Source organism: Levilactobacillus zymae, assembly GCF_032190635.1.
Taxonomy (GTDB): domain Bacteria; phylum Bacillota; class Bacilli; order Lactobacillales; family Lactobacillaceae; genus Levilactobacillus; species Levilactobacillus zymae_A.
Genome location: NZ_JAVLAS010000001.1, coordinates 1,093,952 through 1,114,539, shown reverse-complemented (window position 1 = coordinate 1,114,539; position 20,588 = coordinate 1,093,952). Strand labels below are relative to the sequence as shown.

Annotated in this window: 15 protein-coding genes, 1 tRNA gene and 1 other RNA gene; 6 read left to right on the top strand and 11 right to left on the bottom strand. The window is 52.4% G+C overall.

Going from position 1 to position 20,588, the window contains the following annotated elements:
• Positions 1-97: 97 nt before the first annotated feature.
• Positions 98-171 (top strand) — tRNA-Glu (locus tag RI501_RS05050).
• A 178-nt stretch (positions 172-349) separates the two neighbouring features.
• Here the strand turns inward: RI501_RS05050 and RI501_RS05045 are convergent.
• From RI501_RS05045 to RI501_RS05020, 6 genes are all read right to left on the bottom strand, one after another.
• Complete coding sequence (locus RI501_RS05045) at positions 350-3,346, bottom strand: mucin-binding protein (protein WP_313820633.1); 2,997 nt, start codon at positions 3,344-3,346, stop codon at positions 350-352.
• Positions 3,347-3,905: 559 nt separating this feature from the next.
• On the bottom strand, positions 3,906-5,252 hold the full coding sequence (locus RI501_RS05040) for a glucose-6-phosphate isomerase (RefSeq protein ID WP_313820632.1): 1,347 nt from the start codon (positions 5,250-5,252) through the stop codon (positions 3,906-3,908).
• 143 nt (positions 5,253-5,395) lie between these two features.
• Complete coding sequence (locus RI501_RS05035; protein WP_313820631.1) at positions 5,396-6,265, bottom strand: GRP family sugar transporter; 870 nt, start codon at positions 6,263-6,265, stop codon at positions 5,396-5,398.
• 182 nt (positions 6,266-6,447) lie between these two features.
• Positions 6,448-7,599 (bottom strand): class I SAM-dependent methyltransferase, encoded by a 1,152-nt coding sequence (locus tag RI501_RS05030; RefSeq protein ID WP_313820630.1) that lies wholly within the window; start codon positions 7,597-7,599, stop codon positions 6,448-6,450.
• 281 nt (positions 7,600-7,880) lie between these two features.
• Complete coding sequence (locus RI501_RS05025) at positions 7,881-9,347, bottom strand: HAMP domain-containing sensor histidine kinase (protein WP_313820629.1); 1,467 nt, start codon at positions 9,345-9,347, stop codon at positions 7,881-7,883.
• Between the two features lie 2 nt (positions 9,348-9,349).
• Positions 9,350-10,078 (bottom strand): response regulator transcription factor, encoded by a 729-nt coding sequence (locus RI501_RS05020; protein ID WP_313820628.1) that lies wholly within the window; start codon positions 10,076-10,078, stop codon positions 9,350-9,352.
• Positions 10,079-10,342: 264 nt separating this feature from the next.
• Between RI501_RS05020 and ssrA the strand changes: the two genes are divergently transcribed.
• Positions 10,343-10,713: a transfer-messenger RNA gene (gene ssrA / locus RI501_RS05015) on the top strand.
• A 574-nt stretch (positions 10,714-11,287) separates the two neighbouring features.
• On the opposite strand, the gene RI501_RS05010 is transcribed toward ssrA, so the two are convergent.
• The 3 genes from RI501_RS05010 to RI501_RS05000 all read right to left on the bottom strand — a co-directional run bounded on the left by RI501_RS05010 (position 11,288) and on the right by RI501_RS05000 (position 14,468).
• Positions 11,288-12,142, bottom strand: a complete 855-nt coding sequence (locus RI501_RS05010; RefSeq protein ID WP_313820627.1) for a hypothetical protein — start codon at positions 12,140-12,142, stop codon at positions 11,288-11,290.
• Between the two features lie 685 nt (positions 12,143-12,827).
• Positions 12,828-12,914: a type I toxin-antitoxin system Fst family toxin gene (locus RI501_RS05005; protein ID WP_313823144.1), complete on the bottom strand. Its 87-nt coding sequence runs from the start codon at positions 12,912-12,914 to the stop codon at positions 12,828-12,830.
• Between the two features lie 354 nt (positions 12,915-13,268).
• Positions 13,269-14,468, bottom strand: coding sequence for a hypothetical protein (locus tag RI501_RS05000; RefSeq protein WP_313820626.1), 1,200 nt, complete (start codon positions 14,466-14,468; stop codon positions 13,269-13,271).
• Positions 14,469-14,821: 353 nt separating this feature from the next.
• Between RI501_RS05000 and RI501_RS04995 the strand changes: the two genes are divergently transcribed.
• From RI501_RS04995 to RI501_RS04980, 4 genes are read left to right on the top strand one after another with little or no spacing between them, the layout of a single operon-like run.
• On the top strand, positions 14,822-15,883 hold the full coding sequence (locus RI501_RS04995; protein ID WP_313820625.1) for an ABC transporter ATP-binding protein: 1,062 nt from the start codon (positions 14,822-14,824) through the stop codon (positions 15,881-15,883).
• Complete coding sequence (locus tag RI501_RS04990; protein WP_313820624.1) at positions 15,876-16,775, top strand: carbohydrate ABC transporter permease; 900 nt, start codon at positions 15,876-15,878, stop codon at positions 16,773-16,775. The genes RI501_RS04995 and RI501_RS04990 overlap by 8 nt, the downstream gene beginning before the upstream one ends.
• Positions 16,772-17,590, top strand: a complete 819-nt coding sequence (locus RI501_RS04985; protein ID WP_313820623.1) for a carbohydrate ABC transporter permease — start codon at positions 16,772-16,774, stop codon at positions 17,588-17,590. The genes RI501_RS04990 and RI501_RS04985 overlap by 4 nt, the downstream gene beginning before the upstream one ends.
• A gap of 9 nt (positions 17,591-17,599) precedes the next feature.
• On the top strand, positions 17,600-18,859 hold the full coding sequence (locus RI501_RS04980; RefSeq protein WP_313820622.1) for an ABC transporter substrate-binding protein: 1,260 nt from the start codon (positions 17,600-17,602) through the stop codon (positions 18,857-18,859).
• 289 nt (positions 18,860-19,148) lie between these two features.
• Here RI501_RS04980 and RI501_RS04975 read toward each other — a convergent pair whose 3' ends face one another.
• Both RI501_RS04975 and RI501_RS04970 read right to left on the bottom strand, forming a co-directional pair.
• Positions 19,149-20,003 (bottom strand): CAP domain-containing protein, encoded by an 855-nt coding sequence (locus RI501_RS04975; RefSeq protein ID WP_313820621.1) that lies wholly within the window; start codon positions 20,001-20,003, stop codon positions 19,149-19,151.
• A gap of 15 nt (positions 20,004-20,018) precedes the next feature.
• Positions 20,019-20,564, bottom strand: coding sequence for a hypothetical protein (locus RI501_RS04970; protein WP_313820620.1), 546 nt, complete (start codon positions 20,562-20,564; stop codon positions 20,019-20,021).
• Positions 20,565-20,588: the final 24 nt, after the last annotated feature.

Below are 20,588 nucleotides of genomic sequence, written 5' to 3'. Positions count from 1 at the left end.
GAAAAATGTATATCTCCTAATTCGCAGAATTTTTATGCAGGACCCGTTGACAATTTTCGCCAAAAAGCGTAAATTAGATGTTGCTAGTCAATGACATTGCCCGCTGGTCAAACTGGTTTAAGACGTCGCCCTCTCAAGGCGGAGTTACGGGTTCGAGCCCCGTGCGGGTGATACGATAGGCGCTAAACGTTGCGAGATCAACGTTTAGCGCCTTTTTGGTTACCTAAAGTAAATGGTTAGTTCTTGGCTTACAGAATAAGCCAATCCGTCTGATAATCATTAGAAAATAACTATAGTAATAAATAAAAACGAGTTTCCCCGTTAAGGGCTACTCGTCTTTTTCAATCACTTAATGTCTGCGGCGTAAGCCCACCCAGCCTAATAGGCTTAAGCCTAACGCCCCGAGCCAGCTCCAGGCCGTCGTCCGATCGTTGGTCTGAGGCAGTTGGGTCGCCGGGGTGTCCGCCGCTTTGGCTTCGCCTGTGGTGGTTTTGGCGGTGCCTGACGTTCCGGTCAGTGTCGTCGGTTGACCGCCGGCGTTTGACGTGCCCTGAGCCGCAAGGTTGTCCAACCGCTGAGCCGCTTGCTGGGAATCCGCCAGGGCGGTCGCCGCTAGTCCGCCCTCGGTAGGCCCCGGTTCTAACACGTCGTCTTCCAGTTCCGGCTTCTCCGGCAGAACCGGTACCACCGTCCCCTTAACCGTATAGGTCACGGTCGTGGTCAAATCGGCGCTCGTGGCCGTCACGTTCGTCACCGCCGCGACGGTTGGCTGGTCGGCCGTGTACCCCGCAATCACGGGTGAACTTTTAGCCGCAAAGCCGCCCCGACCGTCAATGTTTTGCCAAGCGCCCCAGACCTCGGTCCCGGTCACCTGATCGCGCGTCCCCGTCCGGGTAAACGTCAGCCAAGCCGTGTAATCGGGCGCCGCTGGGGCGCCATCGGCATAGACGTAGTGGATCGTCTGGGTGACGCGTTTACTATTACTGATAGTCTGAGTTCCGTGGGTCAAATGCACGGTAAAAGTCTGTGCGTTAACGGTAAACGTCACGCCGTCCGTGGGATAGTCATCACTAACCAGCACGTAGCCCTGCTTGAGATACGCCTGAATAGCGGCGGCCGTCCGGTACTCACTGGTCGTACCAAAGGTGCCCTGTAGCGACTCCGTGTGCAGCGTCTGCCCCGTGGTATCGTCCACGTAGGCTACCGTCACGTTCTGCAGCTTTTGGGCCGTGTAGGTCACCGTGGTTGCCAGATTGGCGCTCTCGGCGGTAATGCCATCAACGGCGGGCACCACTAATTGATCGGCGGTATACCCCGCAATGGTTGGGGAAGGTTGGGCCGTAAAGCCAGTCTGGCCGTTGGCACTTTGCCAGGCCGCCCAGGTCGTCGTCCCCGTCACTAAGTCCTGGCTGCCGGTCCGCGTGAACGTCAGCGCCGCAACCTGATCGGGGGCTGCCGTAGTCCCGTCGGCGTAAACGTAGTGGATGGTCTGGGTGACCTGTTTCGTATCGGTCAAGGCCTGCGTGCCGTGACCCAGACGGACGGTAAAGGCCTGCGGTGCGGTAGTAAACTGCACCCCGGCTGCGGGATAGTCGTCGCCCTTAAGCACGTAACCCTGATTCGTATACCCGCTAATTGTCGTCGCGGTCCGGTAGTCGCTGGTCGTGCCCACAACGCCCGTGAGCGTTTCCGTGGCCAAGGTTTCGCCGGTGGTGTCATCCACGTAGGTCACCGTGGCGGTGGAGGTGGCTTCACCGATGGGCTGGTAAAATAGGGTCCCCGTAAATAAGTCCGTTTTCCCCATTGGTTGTCCTACACCATTTTCAGTATAAGTTGTTCGTCCTGCGTCATCATAATAAAATTGGCCATATCTGATTTCACCATTTGTGATTAACGGATTTACTAAGGTATATTTCCAGACCTTCTTGGCCTGTCCATCTTCGATCACCGTCACTTGCTGACTATCTGCCAACTTCAGCTCCCTAGTATCATTATCTTGATACCGGACTTGATAATTAAACGACTCTCCTTGTAACCCTGTAATTGGAGAAAAAACTTCCAGCGTCTCACCTGGATGATATGCAATCTTCGACGGACTTCGATAAAACTGAAAAGTGCTAGTCACTAGAGGCGTCAAAGTAGATTTTAGATTCTTTAACGGGCTAAAATCAGTCACACTGTTCCCACTCAACGTGACTGCTTGTGACCAATTTCCAGAAGCCGTAGATTCAAAAATCATTTGAATGACCGGGGACAAAATGGCAAATTGATGATTTGTCAACCCATCGAAATGGACTTTCATGTTATTAACCGCTGATAGGTCAAACGACCGCGTTCTCGAATAATCTGGTTGTAAAAAGTATCGCAATTGTTCGTCGCTAACCGCTCCCCAGTAGTCTGTATGCAGGGATAAGGTAAAAATCTTCAGATTAGCCAACGGCGAGAAATCCATCTGTTCAATGTCAGCTTGATTATTCCCCAATTGGGCAGTTAACTGTACTCCCGAAACGGTCGTCCCACTCTCCAAAACCTTTGGTAAGTATGCTAATATTTCTAATCCTTTCAAACTGAAAATCGTTGAAGTATCGACGGTAAAAGAGCCGACAGAATAATTCTTAATCATGTCTAAGTAGATGGCGTCCCCGTCGTTCAGTCCCAACGTTTTCCGCACTGCCGCCAATAAATTAGCGTCTTCAAACCGGGTGCTCAGGTCCTCATCCGCACTAATCTCATCCGGCGAGACCGTAACCGGGGTGGGCACTGTAGCTGCCGCCAGAGAGAACGTCCGGACACGGTTAGCGACCGGGGCCTTAGTTGGAAACTGGGTTACCGGTTCTGAGATGGTCTCGGACTTAGTCGCTGGTGCCTTCGGCGTTGCGGCTGGCTCATCAGCTGCTGGTTTATCCACTTCCGCTGTCTCGGCATCACCCGGGATTACGGGGTCCGCGGTGCCCTCCTCTTGGCCGGCTAACGAATCGTCCGTGGTCCCTTCTGCCGCATCGTTCGTCGTGTCCGGCCCCTTGGTTGGCTCACCGGCCTGCTCTGTCGGCGTCGGGTCGGTCGGCGTTGCGGGTGGATTTGTTGTATCTTCATTAGTGGTCGTAGTGGCATCAGTAGTCGTTTCGTCAGTCGTAGTGGCTGGCTGCGACCCTAACGTGACTTGATCGTCTTGCAGCTCCGACTGTGTAGCCACCGTTTGACCGGTGGTAGCAGCCGTAGTCGGCGTGGTCGTGGCCGCCTGCGCCGTGGTGCCGGCGAGAATCATACTGGCCAAGACGGCCGTGGCTAGGCTGGATGTGACCCACCACTTGCGTTTATTGATAGCGATTACATTAAGATGTGTCATTCTAGTTCCTCCCGTCAGGTGGTCCCCGCCACCTTAACTTGTCCTGTGATAGATTATTGATTAGGATAATTAGAACAGCTTATCAACCCTCTGTTTATGAAATTAATTATACACTATAAGTTATCCTAAGACCATTTCACACTAAAGCTATCAACGGCATAAGCTACCATTTTGGCCGGTCAACTAACTATCTTGTGAAGACATTGGTGTCCATGATAAACGGCGTTGCAACGGTAATTCAAGCTACTTTTCAATCGATAATTTAGCAATCCTTAGTTTCTGAACGAGTTAGTTCCTCGTGCCCTTAGTCGTTCGCCCGCTGCCGGACACTTTCTCTTATCAGTGCAAGTCATTATCGGATTACGCCACCAAACCATGAGATTATGGGCCAAAATGGTCTGGTTTGTAACGCAGATCCAGTATGGTCGCAAAAATATTTTTTATTACCCACTTCTAAGAGGGCCGTTTCTAGCGCTGTTTTTCCCTCTAAACGTCGCTAAATCACGCCAAAAGCGCCCCCAACTTAATCGTTGAGAGCGCTTCGTCAAATCATTTTAAATTAAAGCCGGGCGTTTAACTGCTTGCCGAGGTCTTCAAAACCAGGCTTGCCTAACAGGGCAAACATGTTGGTCTTGTAGGCTTCCACGCCGGGTTGGTTGAATGGGTTGATCCCGTTTAAGTAACCGGAAATCGCAATGGCCACTTCGAAGAAGTAGATCAGGTAGCCCAAAGTGTATTCCGTTTGGTCCGGAATGTGCACGCTCATGTTCGGCACACCACCATCGGTATGAGCCAAGGTGACCCCTTCAAAGGCCTTGGTGTTGGCAAAGCCCATGGTCCGGCCTTCCAGGTAGCCTAAACCGTCTAGGTCATCGGCTTCCTTCGGAATATCCACGTCGTGTTCTGGTTGGTCCACCATCACAACGGTTTCCATCAGCTTGCGTTGACCTTCTTGGATGTACTGGCCAAACGAGTGCAGGTCGGTACTGAAGTTAGCGGAAGATGGGTAGATCCCCTTGCCGTCTTTCCCTTCGGATTCACCGGTCAATTGCTTCCACCATTCGGCGAAGGCGGCCAGGCGAGGTTCATAGTTTTCCAACAATTCAACCGTGTAGCCCTTACGGTACAAGATGTTCCGTAAAGCGGCGTATTGGTAAGCTTCGTTCTTGGTCAAATCAGGGTTAACGTAAGCGTCTTGCGCGTCGGCCGCCCCCTTCATCAACTGGTCGATATCGGCGCCGGATGCGGCGATCGGTAACAGACCCACTGGGCACAAGACGGAGTAACGACCACCCACACCATCGGGGATGACGAAGGTCTCGTAACCGGCAGCGTCGGCTTCGGTCTTCAGAGCCCCTTTGGCCTTGTCGGTCGTGGCGTAGATCCGCTTGTTAGCTTCGGCTTGGCCGTACTTCTTGATCAACATGTTCTTGAAGATCCGGAAGGCAATGGACGGTTCCGTGGTGGTACCAGACTTGGAGATCACGTTAACGGAGAAGTCCCGATCGCCAATCAGGTGAACCAGGTCGTGCACGTAATCGGCACTGATAGAGTTCCCCACGAAGAAGACTTGCGGGCCCTTACGTTGGTCGGCGGGTAAGGTGTTGAAGAAGGTGTCGTGTAAGAAGTCCACGGCCATCTTAGCGCCTAAGTAGGAGCCCCCGATTCCAATCACGATTAAGACTTCGGAATCTTGGCGAATCTTCTTCGCCGCGGCCTTAATCCGGTCGAATTCGGCATGGTCGTAATCATGAGGTAAGGTTAACCAATCCCGGAAGTCACTCCCGGCACCGGTTCCCTGCCGCAATTCAGCGTCCGCGGCGTTAACCATGGCTTGGATTTCTCCAAGTTCATTATCATTAACGAATGGTGCAAGTTTGGAACTATCAAAGGCGATATGTGCCATATTCAGATAACCTCACTTTGTATTTGTATTGACTAGTCCATTATAACGCTTTCGCCCCGAAAGTAAATGGTCTAGTCCATGGTTTTTATATAAATTTAACCATAAAAAAAGGCCGACAACGCCCGTCATCAGCCAGTTTATGCCTATTTCATTAAACCGAGAGTGACCCCACCGGCGATGACCAAAAGTGAGCCGATCGTCGTGTAGACCATTTCACGGCCAGTCTTCTTTTCGCCCAGTAACCAGATACTCCCGAAGGTGGAAATCACAATCCCACATTGGGCTAACGAGTAACTGATGGCCAGTCCGACCTTGGGGATCGCCATGAACATGAAGAAGTTCCCAATCCCCCAGACTAATCCGGTGATGATGTTCTTCGCGGTCGCCGTGTGCCAGACCTTCCGGCGGTTCTGCGGTGACAAGACGATAAAGATCAAAGCCCCTAAGATCATCCCTAAGGATTGCGGGAACAAGATCAGCTTGGAATCCAAGCCGGATAGGTTAACGATGACCGTGTAGAGCACGTAACCCACCGTCGAGATGGCGATGGCCGTAGCCCCGCGCCCGGCTTCAACCGGTTCGCTGCTAACCCCTTGCCGCTTGTCCCGTAAGGACGTTAAGGCGGCCCCGGCAATCAAGACGATCACCGCGATGGTCCCCATGGTCACCATGCTGGTGGTCTTCCATTCGTGGAAGAGTAACACCCCGGCCAAGGCGGTCCCGGCGAGTTGTAGCCCGGTCGAAATCGGCACGGTCCGTGAGATCCCAATGAACTTCATCGATTGGAACTGTTGGAATTGTCCCACCGCCCAGCAAAGACCGGACGCAATTCCGACCAGCATCGCGAAGCCAGTCAAGTGCACGTGAAAATACATTAATGAAAATAACCCGAACAAAACCGCGCCGGCCGTCATTCCCAAAGTCTGCTGGTAGGAAGTCCCACCTAACCGGCCACTGATCAGGCCGATACTGCCCCAGCAAAGCGCCGGAATCAGTGCGAATAAAATTGCCATTTGTAAATACCCACTCTCGTTTCATTTATGCCGAATTTATTGAAAACGCTTTATCTTTAACGCATATTTAAGTGTAATGGTTTCTTCACTAAATGTAAACTATTATCTTTCAAAAAAAGCGCGAAAGAACAGTGGTCTAACCGTTCAGTCGCGCTTGATTGTGAAATTTTCATCCGTTTTCATTAATTAACTGATAGCCGAATTCCCTTCAGAACTTCGCTTTGACGGTCGGCATCGTTGGTTATAAAGTCGTCCGGTGAGTGGAACGTCGTGGAAACTGTTACATGACCGGTATATTTTTCCACCGCATCATTTACCGTTGCCCGGAGTCGTTTTAATGAGTAACTCGGGGCCGTCGTGGTGATGACCACCTCTGCCCCACTGGCTGCGACCTGTAAGGCCTGTTGGACCAGGTCTTCTAAGTCCTGAGTCAAATCGAACTTCCGCTTCTTGCCCCGAACAAAGGCTGGCGGATTAATCACGATCGTGTCAAACGTCAAGTCGTGCTTAATGGCGTAATCCAAGTAGTTGGCCACGTCCATGGTCCGCATCTCCACGGCGGCTTGATCGAAGTTGTTGGCGGTCAGCTGAGCCTGCGTCAAGGTAGCGGCCCGGTTGTTCGGGTCGACCGTGACGGCCTCGATGGCGCCCCCCACCATGGCGGCGGTCACCACTCCGGTCTCGGCGCTAAAGAGGTTCAGGATGCGCCGTTGTTGACTGTTATCGTGAGCCCAGGCCCGCACGTCGCGGAACTCCAGGGCCAACTGTGACCGCGTCAGACTAAGGTCCACCGGATAGCTAACCCCGTCTTCGGTAATCGTCACGGGACCCTGCGGCAACGTGCCGGCAATCACCTGCATCTTTTCCTGGCCCGGAGCGGCGGACAACATCGTGACGTCCTGGCCCATAACCTTCTGGAAGCCGGCATAGATGAGGCGAGCTTGGCGCTTTAACGCCTGGTTCTGCCAGCGGAAAACAAAGATGTTTTCGGGGTAGGCGTCAATGATCAACCCACCTAAGCCGTCGCCCACGTCGTTAAAGAAGCGGTAAGCGCCCTGGGCATTGATTGCCACGCGCTTGGCGTTAGCGGCCCGGAACTTCCCGGCAAAGAAACGTTCATCGATAGCGTCGCTTTCACGCAGGCTCAGCACGTAGCCGGCCCCGCGGTGTTGCTTAGCAAAGTAGGCCGTGGCCACGAAATGGCCGTGGTTTTCCAGCTGGACCCAGGCGCCGTCGTCGAAGTCCTGCCGGTTTTCTAAATCAGTTAAGGCAATCACGGGATAGCCGTCCTCGAATTTCCGAACGGACTTCCCGGTAATTTGTATACGTTTCAAATTTTTCCTCCTCATATGGGTGGTACTTTTGGTTTAAGAGCGGCACTGGCGTCTTCCGGGTCAACCTAAACTGGCTCAGGGGCCCCACAGGCGTTGCCTTATCTCAACGTGAATTTACCTCAGTCACGAAGTTAAAGCACACTCTCCACATTTCAGCTCACACTTTTCTCTTCATTACAGATACGTCACACGACCAGGTCCAGGTTGACTTGACCGAAAGCGCTCGGTTTGCGCAATCCACACAACCCCTTAACACTCTCCACTATTCTAACATGCTCGGGTTAATCCGTCTTGGCCCGGTCGACGTTTGTCTGGTGTTGATCCGGGAAAATCACGGTGAAGGTCGTACCGACGCCTTCCTTACTGGTCACGCTAATCTTCCCGTGATGCAGCTGAACCAGCTGATGCACGATCGATAGCCCCAACCCGGATTCACCGTACTTGGTGTTCTTCCGCGACGGGTCGGCCTTGTAGTAGCGTTCCCAGATATTCTTCAGCTGTTCGTCACTCATCCCCATCCCAGTATCGGCGATTCGGATGATGGCCTCTTCGTACCCACGCTGCGCCGAGATCGTAATCTGGCCGTCCTGAGTGAATTGAATGGCATTTTGGGTGATGTTAAACATAATCTGGACGAACCGGTCGTAATCCGCGTAAACGGCAACGGACTCGGGCACTTCCAATTCTAGTGTATCGCCGGAGTCTTCGGCCTTTTGCTTCAGCTGCTCGACAATGTTGTGCAGCGCGTCAACCGCGTTAAACTCGTGCAGGTTCAACGTAATCTGGTTGGACCGAATCTTTTCGTAGTCCAGGTTTTCGTTGACCAACCGAATCAGCCGACTGGTTTCACTACGCATCAGGTCGATGCTTTCTTCCTTACTTTCTTCGGGAATCGCGTCGTAGGCTAACCCCTCCAACAGGCCGTTGATCGTGGTCAACGGTGTTCGCATTTCGTGAGATGCGTTAGCCATGAATTCCCGACGCCGCTGTTCCTGGCGTTGAATTTCTTCTTGGGATTCCTTCAGTGAGTGGGTCATCCCGTTGAAATCGTTGATCAGGTCGTCGATTTCGTCCCGGTTACGGCTAACCATCTGCACGTCGTAATCGCCCAACGCCACTTGGTTGGTGGCCGCCCGCAAGCGGTTAATCCGGTTGGTGTAGTAACGCGCCAGAATATAGCTAGCCACGATGGCCACCAGAATCGACACGAACAACGCCCGAATCAGGTTACGGTTAATCTGGTTGATGTTGGTGTTGATGTCGGACACGAAGGCCCCCATCACCACCACCGCCACTAACTTGTGGTTGTAGAAATACGGTTTCATGACCTCGGTCATCGCCGGGGTGATGCGCCCGTTCTTGTTCCGCACGCGACGATCAACGACCTTGTGGATGATCTGGTTATCCTTCAACTTGCGCCAATCCGTTTTATTAATGGATTGTTGGTAGAGGTTGGCGGGAAACACGATTTTGTTGTCCGCACTATAAATGGTGACGCTAATCGCTTGGTTTTGGAGCAGTTGCTCGCTATTCTCTAACGCCGTGGTGTCGAAATTAACCGTCTTCGGGTTATTGGCACTAATCCGCAGGGATTGTTCAATCAGGCTATTCGAGTACTTTTCCAGCGAATTCCAGGTGTTACTGTACACCATCCGCCGGGTCATTTGGGTATACGACACGCCCAAGAGGACCAGAATAATCGTAATGGCCGCGAAGAATCCCAGCATTTGTTGATACATTAACTTCATTGCTATTCGGCTCCACTATCGTCAAATTTATACCCCACGCCCCAGACCGTCTGAATGATCTGCGGGCCGACCTTTTCGATCTTTTGCCGCAACTTTTTGATGTGGGCGTCTACCGTCCGTTCGTCGCCGTAGTACTCATAGTCCCAGACCAGCTGCAAGAGCTGTTCACGGGAGAAGACCTGCCGTGGCTTTTGCGCCAACGTCTTTAGCAGGTCGAACTCCTTGGGGGTCAAGTCCTCGATCTGCCGGCCATTGAGGTAGGCTTCCCGGGTCTTGGTATTGAGTTTGAAGTGCTCGGTCACCACGTCAAAGGATTCGGTGTCGTCTAACGGGGCGTCTTCGCTGCCCTTGGACACGGGGCCTAACTCGGCACGGCGGTGTAAGGCCTTAATCCGTGCAATCAACGTGATGGGGCTAAACGGCTTGGTAACGTAATCGTCGGCCCCCATTTCTAGGCCCAGAACTTGATCACTTTCCGAGTCACGCGCGGTCAACATGATAATCGGGACCGTTGGCGATAACTTCCGAATCTCGGCGCTAACCTGCATCCCGTCTAAACCGGGCAGGTTCAAGTCCAGCGTGACCATGTCCCAGTCGTTGGAACTGGCGGCAAACATTTCGACGGCTTCGTTGCCATCGTAGGCAAACTGGGCATCCCACTTTTCCTTTTTAAAAAACATCGACATCATTTGTGAGACGGAATGATTATCTTCGATCATTAATAGCTTCATATCGGGGCGACCTCCAAAATGGTTCTAATTTGTGGCCGACTAAAAGTTGGTGGTGGTACGATCCCGAGCTTACCCGGTGAATCAGTCCGCACCATGATAGAATCGTGAAGTTTCTGTAACTTTTAGTGGCAGCCGCAACGTTGCGGCTTGGTTGTTACCTATTATACTATACTGTCCGGATAGAATTTTCCTTAAATTACCCACGATTGAACGAAATATTTTGCAGGTTTCGTCGAGTATGGTAAACTTGATTAGTATCGTTTTGGGGCCGTTCTGGATTCGACTGGTATAGGTCGAGCCTTGGTTGCACTCCGTAGCGGCATCTACGTTAAAAGGTCCAGTTTATTATAACTGCAAAAAATAATAACAATTCTTACGCTTTAGCTGCTTAATAGGCGCTTAACGTAGATCCTCCTAGTCTTACCCGCGGGCTAGATCTGGGTCCTAAATTTAACGGGTTACGCTGACTGGCTTCCACCTGGAGCTGTTCAGAAGAGCTTAATCAGGTTAGCTCAGCATGTTGGCCCTGACAGGCGGCAAGTTGTTGGGTGAAAATTTAAGTAGTCTGCCTATGAGTGTAGAGGCTGGGGTGGCGATATGCTAGGACGCGGGTTCGATCCCCGCCGGCTCCATATAAGACTTTTTGCGGGATGAGATAATCCCAGAAGCGCTGATAAATCAGCGTTTTTATTTTGACTAATTTTAATGGCTAGCGTGATTTGATTACCTTTGATTACCTTTTAAGACAAAATAAACTTGCATGGGGGCAGCGAACTCATCGGCTAATATAGTCGGTGAGTTTTTTATACCTCTCATACGCGTAAATAGACCGTGATACAGACCGGATCATTCTATGAAAATAGCACTCCAGTTATAGACAGGCAAAAAAGGATGCCCACAACGGGACACCCTCATTGGGCTTAGATTTATATGAATCTAATTTACCGACTATTTGCCGACTTGGCTTATCATAATTAAGTTTTGGCATGGTGATAATTTCATACAAGACCACTATCCTTACATCAATGTTGCATTTAACTCTAGAGGCAAATGTTACCTTAATAACCCGTTGGATCCCATGCATTGTTTAATCTTAATTTTTTAAACCACTTATTAAATTCAACATGAACTGGGACATTATCCTTCACTCATTTCAGCTCACAACCAAATTCGAAGATCATTTGAATTTAAAATTCTTAATTATACCTTTTAATAATTTTTTATAGGTTCAACAGTAGTAGTAATATCAGAATTGGAAATTTCATTAATCCCACTATTGCCAAAAACTTTCGTTGTTAGTGTCATACCATCTCTCTCAGTTCTTAACTGATCCAAAATATCTGAAACTTTTTTATCCTTAATTGCAATGTTTTGTAAGTTAGTATCGCCATTTCCCACAATGTTGAAACTGTACGATAGTTTCTCCCCTGCCAGAGTATCACCAACAACTGTAACCTTGCTTAGCTTATAATTTTCAAATGGCAAGGCAATAATTACAGGAGTATCCGTGCTAATGCTCGATACGGCATAATTAATTGTTCTACTTTTACTGTCCGCATCGACTACGTAATCAACGTTAATCAACGTTTTAACAAATTTATGCATTGCCAAATTTTCAATACATAACAGAGGATTCACTAAGTTAGTATCAGCCATATATTTATACTCGTTTACATCTTCAAAAAACTTGGAAGCCGGCGGAACAGTACCATCTTTATCCTTCTCACCGTCATCCTTCTTATCATTATTTTTAGTAACATCTTCTCTTTTTAAAGTTAACAACATCCCTTTCTCAACATAAAAACGATAACTAAAATATAATTCCGGCCTAAAATCTCTCTTTTTATCTCCAAATTGAATCCTCAATTGGATATAAACACCTAATACGGTGATGGCTGCACCTAAATATCCACCCCAGAAACCAAGCCAACCATCATTACTTCCACCACCAGTACTCGCAAATGTTCCTGTCATAAGTGATTGAACCAAAAACGGAATACCAATAATAACCAATACTAGTACGATCCATCCCAACAAGTTCCAGCCATTAAAACGATTCTTCATTAATTTAATTCCTCCAAACTGCTTATAAACATCCCCCCAACATCTCTGCTAGGGGTCCTGAGCTCCATTCGGATTAGACTGACGCTAGCTTTTCAACCACCGCTAGCCGTCTCCTTGAATGGCATCTGGTAATACTCAGCCAATACTACATCCCCTAATGGTTAATTCTCATTCTGGAAACTCTTTAAGCGCAATAATTCTAGTTCATCATCATTTAGATACGAGAGACAGTAATAGAGATGTTTTGTCTGCCTCATGGCATATTACCAAAATCATGCTCTGCTCGCCACAACAAACGTACAACCGGTTCGGCCAGTCACCAACAATTAACAATCTATTCAGTCCTTTTATACTCTCTCACCTCTACCTATCGCTTAGAGTCTCTACTCCTTTTATTTATAATCCCCACCTAAACTAATATTTCGTACTGGATGCTTTGTTACATAGCGACATTGACAAAAATAAATCCAGCAGTTAATTATGGGTAACAAGCTGTTAGCGTAACCGCCAGTAATTTTATTTTATGGTTTAAATTGGATTTTCAACCTCTCCCCTGCTATACTGAAAGTACAAAAAAGGTTTGAAGCATTAAGCTCACCAAAGCCCCTGACTATGCCAGTAGTCAGGGGCTTTTTTATACGTCTATGTAGTAGCTATAAACGGGTGGGTCAGCAGTTACCTAATACTACCTGTGTCGCCTACGGTCTAACCAGTCCGTAAATAAGGCGATCAGGATGCCAACAACAAGTGGCGCAAAAAAAGTTTGAAACATGTAAGCTCACCTCCCCACTGTTGCTAGTGTGGGTTAGGCAACTGCTTAATTATGAGTGAACTAACAATCAATTACAACAAAAAACGCATCTCACTTAACCCCCGTCACCGTCCATAGCCCCCCATCAGTCTAATTATCAGTGATCCAATATAATTATTCGAATGATTGATGAGAAATTGGCTTAAAGTGGATTTTCAACCTCTCCGCTGCTATACTAAAAATGCAAAAAAAAGATTGTACCATTGGATTCACCAAAGGCCCCGACTATGTGGAGTAGTCGGGGCCTTTTTTATACGCCCAATTGTCGTTTTAACGTTCGTCCTTACACTTTTGCTTCACGCCGGTACTGTTCGCTCAGTCCCCTGCCGCTGGATCAGCAGATTCCGCAACAAACGCCCGGTACGCCGCACCAAATTGGGTCATAAATTCCGCCAATAATTCCGGATCCTGTCGGGCAACGGTGACTGTCTCACCCCCAGCATCTCCCAGCAACGGCTCTTGCATCCCCGCCGTTAACGGCCAGAAGTGTGCGACCGTGGTGGCCAAGTCCGGTGCCGTCACGTGGTGGGTCACGTAGGCGTCCCAGAACCGTTTCATCTTAGTCGTCGCTTCTCGAAACGCCTGATATTCCCGATCGCTTTGAACCAGGTCGTCCTTGAACCGCTGAATCGTCTGCTGACGTTCCACGGCTTCCACCCCCGAGAACGTGATTTCCCACAGGAGCCACGCCAGTCCTTCCCAGAAGTGATCCGGGGGTAAGGTGACGTCCATCCCCAACAATTCGGGGTACGAACACAGGTACAGGCCACCATAATCTCGCCCATCCGCATCGTCGTGCAACTGCTCGTCCCAGGGACGGTCGGCCTGACGCGGGCGGTAGGTCACCACCAGGTGTTTTTGCGTAGTCCATTCGGCGAAGTCGCTAAAACTGCGCAATTCCGTTAACGCCGTGGTCAAAATCACCCGGACCTTGGCGTCATCGTACGGCTCACCCAGTTGGGTGGTCAGTTCAGCGACCATCGCCGAGAAATTCGTCGGATCGTCCGCGGCCGGCAAGATGTCGGGCCACCGGTTGGTCGTCACGGGCCAAGCCCAGACCGTCAAGCGGTCCGCCGTTAATTCCACGTGTTGGTTCAGATTTTCCTGATCCACGTGCGACAACGGGTTCCAGGTCACCGTGTAGTGCCGGTCGGTCGTGGCCGTGTGAATGATGATCTGGGTGACGTCCTGATAAGCCAATAACCGGTCGCGGCCGTCACTTAAATGTGCCTTGGTCATCGCAAAGGTGTGGGCGTGAAAGTGGGTCACGGCCGGCTGGACCTCTAAGCCAAATCCCACCAAATCGCGTGACGTCTCCGACTTGCCCGGCAGCACCCACATCCCCGTGATGGCCGTCGCGTCGACAATCACGGACTCGACGTTTTCGAACGCCAACTCGACGGTTAACGCCATTAGCGCCTTCAGGTCCACTACCGTCGCCGCCTGCTGTAACCGTTGCTGATAAACCCGGGTCGCCCCGGGTGACACTTGTCGTTGATAATTATGTGGGTTCATAGTTCTCCTCCTTCTTCCCCATTCGCCCCCTATGATAGTCATCCGCCACCCAGAAAACCGATTTAACGTCTTACAAATTTATTAATGCAAAAAGACATATGGTGTCCATCCAATTTGTCCCCACATCACGCGTCATCAACGACCGAGAACGTGCGATGGCTTGGGGCCCAACAACTAGCCGAATTTAAGCGGCCATTAATTCTGTCATAGACTTAATTTGTCATTTTGACAACCGTTCAAAGACCACAACTACCGCAGCCCATTTACCGTCATTCCACCATACCAACGGCATTTCAAATAGTTTATAATGGAGCGTAATTGTGGTTCATTGCCCCGCGGAAAGGAGTCCCCCCATGCAAGTTCAGCTAACCGATATCACGTTACGTTACGCGCAACAACCCGTTCTTGCGCACCTCAACTTCACGGTGCCAGACGGCGAACTAGTGGCCTTGCTGGGCCCCAGCGGCAGCGGTAAAACCACCCTCTTGAACCTGCTGGCCGGCCTCCTCACCCCTAGTGCGGGGCGGCTTACCTTCAACGGGACCGACGTAACCCACCAAGATCCCCGCCAACGCCACGTCGGCATGGTCTTTCAAGACTATGCGCTCTACCCCCACCTCAATGTGCTGGATAACATCGCCTTTCCCCTGAAGATGGCCCACGTCAAACGAGCTGTCCGCCGCGAGCAGGCGCAAACCTACGCCCAGCTGGTCCACGTCGACGACCAACTGACCAAGTTTCCCCGGGAGCTCTCCGGAGGGCAGCAACAACGGGTCGCGCTGGCCCGAGCGCTCATCAAACACCCCGACCTTCTGCTACTCGACGAACCGCTGTCCAACCTAGACGCCGCGTTACGGGTCGAGCTTCGTGACGAGATTCGGCGAATCCAACGATTGACCGGCGTCACCACCCTCTTCGTGACCCACGATCAGGCCGACGCCCTGCGGATTGCCGACCGCATCATCGTCCTGGCTAACAGATGCGTCCAACAAAGTGGCACGGGCGCGGACCTCTACCGCCATCCCCGCAACCAATTTGTGGCCCAGTTCATTGGCACCCCCGCCATCAACCTGTTGGCCGTCGACACCATCCGGCCATTCTTAAACTCCCAAATTCCCTCGGACCGGCTGCAATCCGCCACCACCTTGGGCATTCGGAGTGAAGCGCTACAACTGGCACCCCTTCCGCCGACAACCACCACGTTGGGCCAGTTACCCGCTACGTTAACGCGCCAGGTACTTATCGGACGCGATCGACAAACCTCCCTAGCCACACCGGCGGGCTCGCTTCTCAGCACCGCCATCCCCACCAATTTTCCGGCCGGACAAACCATCCAGCTGACCGTTGCGGCGTCCGGCAGCTTTTTATTCGCCGCCGACGGTCGCTGTATCTGGGACGGTGATGCTGATGCTTAATGCCAAACCCACTCTCAAATCAACCCTGGTGGCTCTGCTCTACCTGGCCCCCCTCCTACTGGTCGTGGGCGTCTTTACGTTGTGGCCGCTCATCACCTCATTTCTCATGAGCGGCTATACCCACTACAACTACTTCACCGACCACGTGGGGGGCTTCGGGGCGGCCAACTTTAGGTTCCTGTGGCACGACCCCAATTTTCACCTGGCCTTACAGCACACCCTAATCTTCGTACTGGGCGTGGTTCCGGCTACGGTCGGTCTTTCGCTGGGCATCGCGCTACTCTTGAACCACCTCCCCCACCTGGCGACCTTCTTTCGGACCATCTATTTCTTACCGTTCGTCACCTCGACCGTGGCCATCTCGCTGGTCTGGAACTGGCTGTTTCACCGGCAGAACGGCCTGATCAACCTGCTTCTACATACCCACATCGATTGGTTGAACGACCCCCGTTACTCGCTGGGGACGCTCATCATCGTGTGCATCTGGCAAAATCTCGGGGTCAACATCATCTTATTTCTAGCCGGGCTGAACCACCTCGACCCGCGCTACCAAGCGGCCGCCAGCCTCGACGGCGCCTCCACCTGGCAACGCCTGACTAACGTCACCTGGCCACTCCTGCTGCCGATGACCGTCTTAATCACGGTCAACGCCATCATCACCAGCTTTAAGGTCTTCAACCAGATCTACGCGCTGTTCCACGGCACCGCGGGACCGGCCAACGCCGACCTCACGCTGATGTATTACCTCTACCAGAAGTTCTACGTCGAAAACCAGTACCCGGTCGCGGCCGCCTGTGGCGTGGTACTATTCGTCCTCATTCTGCTGGTGACTGGGATCGCGGCGGGGTACTTTCACCACCATGCCTGGTGGGCTGGGAGGCGTTCTTCATGAAAATCACAAAACTTACCCTGGCCTACCTATTATTGACGTTGGGGGCAATAACCATGCTGCTGCCCTTCGTCTGGATGATCCTGACCAGCCTACAACCGGCCACCGCCGCGTTAACTGGTCCGCCATTACGACTCCCGCACGCCTGGCAGTGGTTAAACTATTCCCGGGCCTGGCACACCGCGCCGTTTGCCCGGTACTGTCTTAATTCCCTGTTAGTAACCCTGCTCACCACGGCGGGGCAGGTGATCACCAGTATTCTGGCCGCCTTTGCCTTTACCCACCTACGCTTCTACGGACGACGGCTCCTTTTCAACGGGCTAATTGCCCTGATGATGGTGCCCGGCGAGCTCCTCCTGATTCCCAACTTCGTGACCATGACGCGCCTGCACTGGGTCGACACCTACGCGGCGCTGATTGTCCCTTGGTTGGCCAGCATCTTTGCGATGTTCACCCTGCGTCAGGCCTTTAGCGGGCCGACGTTCACCACCTACTACGCCGCAAAACTCGACGGGGCCAGCGATTGGCAGTACCTCTGGCAGATCCTGGTGCCCGCCAACCGCTCAACCATCACCGCGGTGGCGATTCTCCAGCTGATTGGCTCCTGGAACGCCTTCATGTGGCCCCTCATCATCACCAACTCGGAGACTCTCCGCACGTTACCGGTGGGGCTCGTAACCTTCACCAGCGAGACCGGTGCCGACTACCCGTTACTGATGGCTGCCACGGTCTTCGTGATCTTACCGTTACTTATCTTGTACCTGTTCCTCCAAAAATACATCATCGCCGGGATCACCCGCGCGAACTTGAAAGGATAACCCACCAATATGAAACATTTCCGTCCATTACTACTCCTCGGCCTGGTCCTGCTTACCGCCAGTACGTTAGCGGCCTGTGGTCGGCCCAACGCCACCACGACCACCAAGCCGGTCACCATCACCTTCTGGCACGGGATGACCGATCAACATCAGGCCACCTTAGACCACCTCATTCGTCAATTTAACCACTCCCAAACCCGCTACCGCGTCGTCGGCAGTGGTCAGGGCGACTTCGCCAGTCTGCAACGCAAGATCATAGCAGCCGCCAAATCTAAGACCCTGCCGACCATCGCCCAGACAGCCTACACTAACGTGCCGACTTACGTGCGCGGGGGCTTCGTCACACCACTGAATCCCTACCTCACCGCCCATGATCTCCAGGACGTCTACCCGGTCTTCCTGGACTCGGCGACCTACCAGGGCAAGACCTACGCCTTTCCGTTCTCTAAATCGGCCCGCATCCTGTTCTACAACCAGAAACTCTTGACCAAGACGGGCTTGCGCGTCCCACGGACCTGGTCCGAATTAGCCCAAGATGGCCGCCGCGTTCACGCCCAGGGGTTAACCGGTGTCGCGTTTGACCAAAGCTTCATGAGTGAGCTCGACGACCTGATTCAACAGACCGGAACGCCGCTGGTCAACTCGAAGCTTAAGGTGAACGCCAACAGCAAGTCCGCGTTACGCGCGACCCACGTGATCTACGACATGTTGCAGGCGAAGACCGCCACCACCGCTGGCACGGACGGCTACGGTAGTACCCAGTTTTTCGCCGGTAAGACCCTCTTCTACTGCGGCTCGTCGGCGGCCATCCCCATCGTTCAACACAGTGCGCCTAAGGGCTTTCGGTGGGGCACGGCCCCGCTCCCCAGCTACCAGGGGCGGCGGGCCACGTCGATTGCCGGTAACGACCTGGTTCTGTTCAAATCCGCGTCTCCCGCTCAACGTCGGGGCGCCGCGGCCTTCATGAAGTTCATGCTGGCCAAGCCGCAAACCACCTACTGGGCGCAACGGACCGGCTACCTGCCGTTGACCAAGGCCGCCCAGAAGGACGCCGGCTTCCAACGGTACCTCGCCCAGCACCCCACGGCGAAGGCGGCAAACCAGTCGCTTAGCTTTGGCTTCCAGGACGTGGCCTTTCTGGGTTACCCGCAATACCTGTTGGCGCTGAGCCAGGCGACCGATAAGATGGCCAGCCAGCACCAGGCCCCGGAGAAGGCCATGGGCACCCTACAAACCCAAACCGAAAAAATTATCCAAGCCAATCGTTAACTGCACAAAACACCTCTTATTCTCGAGTCAGGAATAAGGGGTGTTTTGTGCTCATCACGTGATTGGCAACTAGGCTTTTAAGTTAAACAACTTGGTTGTGTAATGCACATCCGCCTGATTGGCAATGTGGCTGATGGCCACCGTATAGGTGTGGTTGACCTTTACCTGGCTGGCTCTAGGTAGGAAATAAACCGTCGTTCCAAACCAACCATAATTCGAATTAGAAATCCCAATTTGACTGAGCGAAACGGCCTTGTGTGCCGTTTGGTCGTAGACGCTAACCTGTGGTTTAGGCGCATTCTCGCCGCAATCGTCCGCATAGGAAACCGACCATGGTGCTCCGTGGTTGACCAGAGCCACCGGCACGGGGATAGGCCACCGTCTGGGGTTCTGGATGCGTCCACCCGTCCTCGATGACTCTTAGGTCGTTATAGGCTTGCGCCTGCCCGACGCCGACCCGTGAAATACCGCCCAGCAGCCATTCCCGGTGTCCTGGCACGAGGTCGCCTTCGTCATCGGCCTCGTTGAGGTAGCCGACCACGTTACCCGCGGGGTTCACGTCACCCCAACCGATGTTACTGTTGTTGGTCGCATCGGCCCCACGTTGCCAATCCACCGGCGAGATAAAGCTAGGGCGCTGAATGCCTTCTAGTCCGTGTGACAGGCCCATGTCGGCCGCTGCTAGCGTTGCCGCCCCGTACTGCGCGTTGGTGTTCCACCCGGCGTCCGCCTTGACGGGGGCCAACCCAAACATCTGCCGGTAAAAGTTCACCCAACCGACCGTTCCGTTGATGTACTTGGCACTCAGCTTCCCCGGATTAAAGGACTTTTTCAGGCTTGGCTTTTGAACGTACATCCCCTTGGTGGCGTTGCTGATCTGTTTAGCTTGGCTGCGGTACCCGGCAATCTGTGCCCGTTCCGCTTTGGTAAAGGCCTTCTTCTTGGCCTTTTGCCGCTTAGCCTTAGCACTGAGTTTCTTGGCCTTCTTGACCTTCTTAGTCTTCTTGGCCTTCTTAACTTTTTTGGTAGTCTTATGCGCCATCGTCGTCGGGGGGGTCGGAGCCGCCTGAACGGTCGTGGCTCCCATCAGTCCCACGCCCAGCAGTAAGGCGCTACAAGCCAACGTTATTTTTAAGTATCGCATTCGTTTAGTTCCCCTTTACTTGTACGGCTTAACCGTGACCGCTTTTCGTCCCGACAACGTTATCAGCGCCTTACCCGACTGCCCCTTGACGTGGGTATAATTTCCCGCCGTCAGGTGCAACTTCTTCGCCTTGGTGGTGAGGGTCTTGCTAAACGTCAAGTGCTTGGTCAATTTCGCGTAGGTTCGCCGCGACCCGACCTGCACCGCCACCACGCTGGGGTGGTTGAACTGACCGATGGACAGATTCGTCACCACCAACTTGCCGGTCACCTTGACCTTTTTCCCCGACTTAGTCCGTTGCGCCTTCAACTTAGTAAACCCGTAGGCGTACCGATTAGCCTTGATTTTTCCCGTGGGATCCTCGATCAGACCCAACTTAATGGCCTTGGTTCGCGAGTAGGCTTTGCCATTCACCGTAATGGTGGTCTGATTTCCCACCGTGGTTTGGGTGACGTTGAGTTTAGGTGTCGTCGTTTTGGCCTGGGCCGCGGTGGTGGTCAGACCACCCATGAGTAGGCCCGTGGCCACGAGACCTAGGACCAAATTAGTTTTGATTTTCATGTGTTAACTTCCTTTACTGTTGGG